We start from the raw sequence: 7432 nt of genomic DNA on the forward strand, positions 1-7432 counted from the left end.
CATCGCGCAGCGGGTGCGGTGGCAATTCTTTGACAGGTATGATGCGCTCACGGGCAAAGAAGGTCTTGTAGCCTTCAAGGCGGTCTTCCAGCAGGGTAGGATTGACGGCCACTTTGTATTTGAGCATGCGCAGTGAAAGCTTCGGGAAATGCAACGGCTCAGTTGTGAGCGGGTATAGCACGGCTTCGTATAGCCTGAAGCGCAGGTATGGCTTTCCCTGCACGATCACCTGTTCAGGAGTTACCTCGTCTATTTCAAACACTTCCTCCCAGGCATTTGGCTGTTTCAGTTGGCGAAGTATACCTGTTATCTGGTTTGCAAAATCATGGAAGTCAAGCAGCCGTTGGTCTTCCTCTGCCAGGTAGAAGTAGAGCACAATGTTCAGGCCCTCGCCTACGTATACCTCCTTCTTGTCGGTATAAAGCGTGAGAAAAGCGTTGTCTTCCTGATCCACATACTCTTGGGGCTGCTCCTCTCCCTGCTCCGGCTGCTGTGGAATCACCAGGTCAGGTCCCTGCGGACTGACGGCAGCCATTGGCCCCACTTTGATTTTCATGCCGGGAGATTGCAAAGCCTGTCCATTCACAGTCATGCTAAATGGTTTGAGTTCGTAGTCGCCTTCGGCCAGCGCCGCGTAGTTTTGTGTGATGGTGAGCACGGTCGTGGTTTTACCTCCTGCTATGACCGTTTTGGTAGATGAGAAGCGGTTACTTTTTTTAAATCCTTCTATCTCTGGGAAAGGCGAGTAGTCTTTTAGTTGCTGATCCTGCAACCTGATGGAAACCGTGAAATAGGTATTGATCGGCAGTGGACTTTTCCCCAATTCAATACGGGCCTGCTGTGCAAAGGCGGGCACCAATACCGACAGGTATAACAGCACAAGTAGGAAAGTCAGGCGCATAATTCAGGTATAATAGCAAATTTACAAATTCTTGTCTCTATCCACCGGAATATTATTATCCAATTCTTAGCGACCCTCCAAATTTCTGCTCCCTTCCCTGATTCCTCATTTCTGTGAAATACAAGCCTTTTATGAACGTTCTACTAGTAGCTAATAGATAGAAATCATCAGTGCATTATCATTCAAAATCAGCTGATTAACTAAAAATTTTACAAATCAATCAAAACTGAATCAACTTTTTAGACTAATTTCGTATATCAGATTAGAATACCGAATTACCATATACAAAAATGCTGGAGTACGTTAAAACGATCTTGTTGAAGGTAAGCTTTGACAGAAAGCTGTTTGAAAAAGAACTGAGAAAAGCCTTCAAGGTGTTGATCCCAGAGGAGCTAAAACAGCTTAAACAATGGTGCTATGAAAAGTTCTCGGAGATGTATCTCTTTGTGTTGAACAAGGTTTTCTCCAGAGCTCAGGTTTGAGAACCGGGGCCTTGCTCCACAAAGCGGATGTTGCGCAATAGGCCATTATAACCTGTTCGTTTCACAGCTGATTTCTTGAACAGCTGCGCAAAGACCTCCTGTGTGATTTCCTCCCAGTCCGACTTTTTCATCTCCTTCAGCTGCGGGTGCGGCTCAAAGGCAGGCTCTTGATGTGGCTTGCTAAAGCGGTTCCAGGGACATACGTCCTGGCAGATGTCGCATCCGAATATCCAGTTTCCAAACTTCCCGTTCATCTCCTGGGGTAGCTGGTCTTTCAGCTCAATGGTGAAGTAAGAGATGCATTTGCTACCATCCACACATAAGGTGCCACGATCGCATCAGTCGGGCAGGCATCCAGGCAGCGGGTGCAGGAACCACAGTAGTCTTTAATGGGGCCGTCGTACTCAAGCTCCAAATCAATGATCAATTCAGCAATGAAGTAGAAACTGCCTACCTGCGGTGTGATCAGGTTGGAATTTTTGCCTACCCAGCCCAGTCCGCTTTTCTTAGCCCAGGCCTTATCGAGCACCGGGCTGAGTCCACGAAGCAGCGGCCGCCTACCTCTCCTATCTCCTCGTTGATAAAGCTTAGCAGCGTCTTCAGCTTGTCTTTGATCACAAAGTGGTAATCGGTGCCGTAGGCGTACTTCGATACTTTATAGGTATCTTCTCCGGTTTGCTGTTTTTCCTGCTCCGGGTAGTAGTTAAGCAGCAGCGACACTACTGATTTGGCTCCCTCTACCAACAACCGTGGATCCAGTCGCTTATCGAAGTGGTTCTCCATGTAGTGCATCTGCCCGTGCATGTTCTGCTTCAGCCAGTTCTCCAGCCGAGGGGCCTCCTCTTCCAAAAAATCAGCCTTGGAAACGCCGCAGTACATAAAGCCCAGTTCCTGCGCTTTCTGCTTGATGAGGTATGTGTATTGTGCTTTGTTCAAAATATGCGAGTCGCTCAGGTATAGCTATACCTGGAGGAGAACAAATTTACAGAGAAATAAATCCGATTCGCACCTATTTTGCCGAGCTCACCATGCCTTTTGCATTTATGCTGCCCTTATCGCCCGCTTTTGGACAGCATTGTACTATTTTGAACACCTTGAGCAGACTTGCTACAAATTAAATCACGTTTGTGGCTCTTCTGAACACTGTCCCTAAGCTGGCATAATCTTAGGTATAGCAGAAGAAACCTATAAAAGCTTCACAACTATGAAAAAGAATCTCCTCTTACTGATTGCCTTTCTTATTGGCTTGGCTTATACCGTGCAGGCACAGGGCCAAAAATTACAGAATGGGAAAGTATTTCATCTGCACCCCAAGGGCGAACAGGAATGGAATTATGCCCAGGCTTACCGGAGCGGCAACTTGCTATACCTGTCAGGTACCATCGGGAAAGGTGACATGGACAAGGCAATGGAGCGTGTTTACCAGACCATCGAGCTAACATTAAAGCAATACGGACTGGCCCTGACTCATGTGGTAAAAGAAAACCTGTATGCAACAGACATTGAGGCAGCCAAGAAAAGCCAGCCCATCCGTAGAAAATACTATGGCACCCATACCCCTGCCGCTACCTGGGTTCAGATATCGAGGCTGTTTGAAGAAGATACTGTACTGGAAGTAGAGGTCATTGCGGAGATTAGGAAGACGGAGTAAGCGTGACAGTGTACCTTCCTATACTTCGTAAAATAAAAACGGCAGACCTAAGGTCTGCCGTTTTAAATCTATCACAAACAGTTTTTATTCAGATTGGTCAAACAAGCCCCCAGCTACCACCTGCTGTGGCGGGATCTTGCCAAGATGGCGGTAAGCAGCCTCTGTGGCTTCACGTCCGCGTGAAGTACGCTTTATGTAACCCTCTTGTATCAGGAATGGCTCGTATACTTCTTCAATCGTCTCAGACTCTTCGCCACAGGCCGTTGCGATGGTAGACAGACCTACCGGACCACCCTTAAACTTATCAATGATGGTACTCAGGATACGGTTGTCCATATCGTCCAGGCCGTTGTGGTCCACATCCAATGCATTCAGGGCAAACTTTGCTATCTCTACCGTTATGGTGCCGTTGCCTTTCACCTGAGCAAAGTCGCGGGTACGGCGCAGCAAGTTGTTGGCAATACGCGGCGTACCGCGGCTACGGCGGGCAATCTCAAAAGCGGCATCATCATGGATAGGCGCTCCCAACAGGGCTGAAGAGCGTTTCACAATGGAGGTCAGCAGTTCAGCATCATAATACTCCAGGCGGGAATTAATGCTGAAGCGGGCACGCAGCGGGGACGTCAGCAAACCGGAACGTGTGGTCGCACCGATCAGCGTAAACGGGTTTAGACTGATTTGCACAGATCGGGCATTCGGACCCGAGTCCAGCATGATGTCGATCTTGTAATCCTCCATCGCCGAGTACAGGTACTCCTCCACAATCGGGTTAAGACGGTGTATCTCGTCGATGAACAGTACATCGTTGGCATCGAGGTTGGTCAGCAAACCAGCCAGATCGCTTGGCTTATCCAGAACCGGACCGGAAGTCATTTTTATACCTGCGTCCAGCTCGGAGGCGATAATATGCGAAAGGGTAGTTTTACCCAGACCAGGAGGGCCGTGCAGGAGCACGTGGTCCAAAGCCTCGCCACGGTTTTTGGCAGCCAGCACAAAAATTTTGAGGTTCTCCACCACCTTCGCCTGCCCCGTAAAATCGGCAAAGCTCAGTGGCCGAAGCGCCTTATCAATGTCTTTTTCAACCGGCGACATGTAGTCATTGCTACCGGTGAGATAATCTTCTCTCATAGAATAAACTGTATTATTGCAGCCAAAAGCTATACCTAAAGGTAACAGTTTCGGGTATGCTTTCGCTCCATTTCTGCCTACGAATTTAATGAATTTTGCTAATTATTTTATAGAAAATCATCAAATATCTAACCAGATTAGCAAAAGTAAAGGCAGCCACTCCCGCAGCTGCCTTTTAATACTTATTATCCTCTTCGCTTTTAGCAGAAGGATAGGCCTACTTAAATGCCGGTATACCTGTTATATCAGCACCTGTGATGAGCAAGTGAATGTCGTGGGTACCTTCGTAAGTGATCACCGACTCGAGGTTCATCATGTGGCGCATGATCGGGTACTCGCCCGTAATGCCCATGCCGCCATGAATCTGACGAGCTTCGCGGGCGATGTGCAAAGCCATATCCACGTTGTTGCGCTTCGCCATCGATATCTGCTGCGTAGTGGCTTTGCCCTCGTTCTTCAAGGTACCTAGTCTCCAGACCAATAGCTGTGCTTTGGTTATCTCAGTCAGCATTTCGGCCAGTTTCTTCTGTACAAGCTGGAATGCGCCGATTGGCTTGTCAAACTGAATACGCTCCATCGCATACTTGCGGGCCGATTCGTAGCAGTCAATCGCAACGCCGATGGCACCCCAGGCAATGCCGTAACGGGCAGAATCAAGACAACCTAACGGACCTCGCAAGCCCTCTACATTTGGCAAGAGGTTCTCTTTTGGCACTTTCACATTGTCGAACACCAGTTCGCCGGTGCAGCTGGCACGCAGGCTCCACTTGTTATGGATTTCCGGTGTAGAGAAGCCTTCCATGCCGCGCTCCACGATCAGACCTTTGATGCGGCCTTGTTCGTTCTTGGCCCACACTACGGCCACCTGGCACTCCGGTGAGTTAGAGATCCACATCTTGGAACCGTTCAGCAAATAATGGTCGCCCATGTCTTTGATGTTGGTGGTCATGCCGCCCGGGTTAGACCCGTGGTCAGGCTCGGTGAGGCCGAAGCAACCCAGCCATTCGCCGCTGGCCAGCTTGGGAAGGTACTTCTTGCGCTGCTCTTCTGAGCCGTAGGCATAGATCGGGTACATCACCAGCGAGCCCTGCACCGAAGCGGTGGAGCGCATACCAGAGTCGCCACGCTCGATCTCCTGCATGATGATACCGTAGCTGATGTAGTCCAGTCCGCCGCCACCGTACTCGGCAGGTATCGTCGGGCCGAAAGCACCCACGTCACCAAACTTCTTCACAATCTCAGATGGGAAATGGGCATCCTGCGCCCACTGTTCGATGTTCGGAGAAATTTCTTTCTTCACAAAGTCACGCAGGGTCTGGCGGATGAGGAGATGCTCCTCGGTCAGTAAATCGTCAATGTTATAGTAGTCAGGAGCTCCTGATGATTCGTAGGCCATAGCTTATTTCGTTGTTTTAAGGAAAGGGTAATACGCAAATATAACAAGTTTTCTGAATCAGGATTTGCAGGATCAAAAATAGAGAGCCCCTTCCCCGCGGATTTTCAGGATTGGTAATGCTGAAAGGATGCATTGATCTCACAATGTTAAAAAACCTGTGAGTGTCTTGTTAACTACGAAGCAAAATAGCAGCATGTAGGTAAAGCTAAGAATCTTGTTCATCCTTTTTAATCCTACAAAATCCTGATAAAAAAAAAAGCCCCACCTAATGGCGGGGCCTTTCCAAAAAATCTCAATCTATGTTAAAATCTTAAGCCGACAGAAGCCAGGAAATTGCGTGTAGCCTGTGGGTAATAGAAGTTTTCGGTTGTCAGCTCCCCTCCTGCTTTGTAGCTGTAGGTATAGCCATTGGCAGCATAGCGTTCATTGAAGATGTTGTTCACCAGCAGCCCAAGCTCCAGGCCTTTGAGCGCGCCCGTGAAACCGGTGGTATAGCGAAGACGCAGATCGCCCACCTGGTAGGCAGGTATAATTCGGCTTTCATTCTGGGTGTTGTCAAGGTACTGCTTGCTCACCGTTTTATAGATAAAAGCAGCTTCCAAACCTTTCAGCACTTCTACTTCCAGTTGCGTAGCCGACACAAAATCCGGAGAGAAAGCAATAGAAGCCTGGCTATACCTGTTCATCACCTGGCCACCTTCATCATAATCGTCGATGTATTCTTCGAAGTCGCGCAACTTGTTCTGGCTGTAGCTTAGGTTGCTGCTCAGGCTTGCCGTGTTTCCCAAACGCATTGCTCCGGCCAACTCTATACCCTGGCGGTAGCTGCGGTCAATGTTCGTACGGGTATAGGCTCCCACATCGTTGATCTCACCGGTCAGCACCAGCTGGTTTTTATAGTCCATAAAGAAGTAGTTTGCCTCCACATTAGCGCTTAATGTACGCCCTGCCAGTTCGCCCAATCCAAGTTGACCACGGTAGCCCGCCTCCAGATTGCGCAGCGTTTCGTGCTTCGGACGGCTATCGGCAGTAGACTCCGTGAAGTCTTTGCGAACCGGCTCACGATTGCCAATAGCATAAGAGGCATACAACTGATGCCCAGGCTTCAGCTCGTAGCTTATACCTGCTTTCGGGTTGTAGAAAGTATAATCCACCTCCTGCTCCAGGATCTCAAAATTATTGTCGATGCCCTCGAAGGAGTAGTTGATCGTGCGCACCTGCATGTCGCCAAACAGACTGAGTTGATCCGTCAGGCTGTAAGTCAGCTTACCGAAGATGTTGAAGTCTGTCTTCACGGCATTATTGTCGTAGTAGCGGTCGCGGATGTTGGAGGTAGAGGCGTAGCGTGCCCAGATCACTTCCCCGAAGTGGTCGCCGTCATACCTGTTGATGGCACCGCCCAGTGTCGCGCTCAGCCTGGCTGACGGATCATACTGAAAGGCATAAGTGGCACCGAAGAAGTGGTTGTCGAGCCATCGACGGCGGATCAGGTCCGTACGACTGATGGTCTGATCACCGATCTGCACATTGGGTAAACCATAGTTGGAGAGGCGGTCGTTGTTTCGGAATTGCTCATAGTAGCCACGGCCATAGGTATAGTGCAGCGCTCCGGAGAAAGTCAGCTCTGGAGAGAAGTCGTGCGATAGGTGCAGCTGGTAATGGTCCTGCTGGTAGTTGTCGGTTTCGTTGTCGTAGGTATAGTAGTTATACCTGCGGCCGGAAGTGCGCAGGTTCTCCAGGTCGCTGCCCGTTATGCCGTTGCGGTCGATATAGGCCTGCAGATCGGCTTCGTTGCCGTATACGAGCGCCTCCGGGGTGCCATACCAGCCTGGTAGGTCTGCTCCTGGCCCGAGAAAGTCACMAACTTCACTGTC

Annotated in this window: 7 protein-coding genes and 1 pseudogene; 2 read left to right on the forward strand and 6 right to left on the reverse strand. The window is 49.5% G+C overall.

The window, feature by feature from the left end; all coding sequences use genetic code 11:
- Nucleotides 1-901 (reverse strand): BatD family protein (locus O71_RS05160; protein ID WP_007653986.1); only part of this gene is annotated, 901 nt, incomplete at its 3' end.
- A gap of 290 nt (nucleotides 902-1191) precedes the next feature.
- Here O71_RS05160 and O71_RS25210 point away from each other — a divergent pair.
- Nucleotides 1192-1383: a hypothetical protein gene (locus tag O71_RS25210; RefSeq protein ID WP_007653987.1), complete on the forward strand. Its 192-nt coding sequence runs from the start codon at nucleotides 1192-1194 to the stop codon at nucleotides 1381-1383.
- On the opposite strand, the pseudogene queG reads toward O71_RS25210, so the two are convergent.
- Together queG and O71_RS27080 are read right to left on the reverse strand one after the other, a co-directional pair.
- A pseudogene (gene queG / locus O71_RS27075) lies at nucleotides 1374-1912 on the reverse strand (tRNA epoxyqueuosine(34) reductase QueG). The gene O71_RS25210 and the pseudogene queG overlap by 10 nt on opposite strands.
- Entirely contained in the window at nucleotides 1867-2319 is a 453-nt protein-coding gene (locus O71_RS27080; protein WP_369750885.1) for an epoxyqueuosine reductase, read from the reverse strand. The pseudogene queG and the gene O71_RS27080 overlap by 46 nt, the downstream one beginning before the upstream one ends.
- Nucleotides 2320-2587: 268 nt before the next feature.
- Between O71_RS27080 and O71_RS05175 the strand changes: the two genes are divergently transcribed.
- Nucleotides 2588-3034, forward strand: coding sequence for a RidA family protein (locus O71_RS05175; protein WP_007653990.1), 447 nt, complete (start codon nucleotides 2588-2590; stop codon nucleotides 3032-3034).
- 84 nt (nucleotides 3035-3118) lie between these two features.
- Here O71_RS05175 and ruvB read toward each other — a convergent pair whose 3' ends face one another.
- The 3 genes from ruvB to O71_RS05190 all read right to left on the reverse strand — a co-directional run.
- The gene (gene ruvB, locus O71_RS05180; protein ID WP_007653991.1) at nucleotides 3119-4162 is read right to left on the reverse strand and encodes a Holliday junction branch migration DNA helicase RuvB; all 1044 of its coding nucleotides are present in this window, start codon (nucleotides 4160-4162) and stop codon (nucleotides 3119-3121) included.
- A gap of 217 nt (nucleotides 4163-4379) precedes the next feature.
- Nucleotides 4380-5558, reverse strand: a complete 1179-nt coding sequence (locus tag O71_RS05185; protein WP_007653993.1) for an acyl-CoA dehydrogenase family protein — start codon at nucleotides 5556-5558, stop codon at nucleotides 4380-4382.
- A gap of 302 nt (nucleotides 5559-5860) precedes the next feature.
- A partial coding sequence (locus O71_RS05190) for a TonB-dependent receptor (protein WP_007653995.1) occupies nucleotides 5861-7432 on the reverse strand: 1572 nt, incomplete at its 5' end.

The organism is Pontibacter sp. BAB1700 (genome assembly GCF_000277005.1).
GTDB classification, from domain to species: Bacteria; Bacteroidota; Bacteroidia; order Cytophagales; family Hymenobacteraceae; genus Pontibacter; species Pontibacter lucknowensis.

Coding starts and splice junctions, on each gene's coding strand:
- O71_RS25210 (WP_007653987.1), top strand. CDS start 1,192: ATGCTGGAGTACGTTAAAACGATCTTGTTGAAGGTAAGCTTTGACAGA.
- O71_RS05175 (WP_007653990.1), top strand. CDS start 2,588: ATGAAAAAGAATCTCCTCTTACTGATTGCCTTTCTTATTGGCTTGGCT.
- ruvB (WP_007653991.1), bottom strand. CDS start 4,162: ATGAGAGAAGATTATCTCACCGGTAGCAATGACTACATGTCGCCGGTT.
- O71_RS05185 (WP_007653993.1), bottom strand. CDS start 5,558: ATGGCCTACGAATCATCAGGAGCTCCTGACTACTATAACATTGACGAT.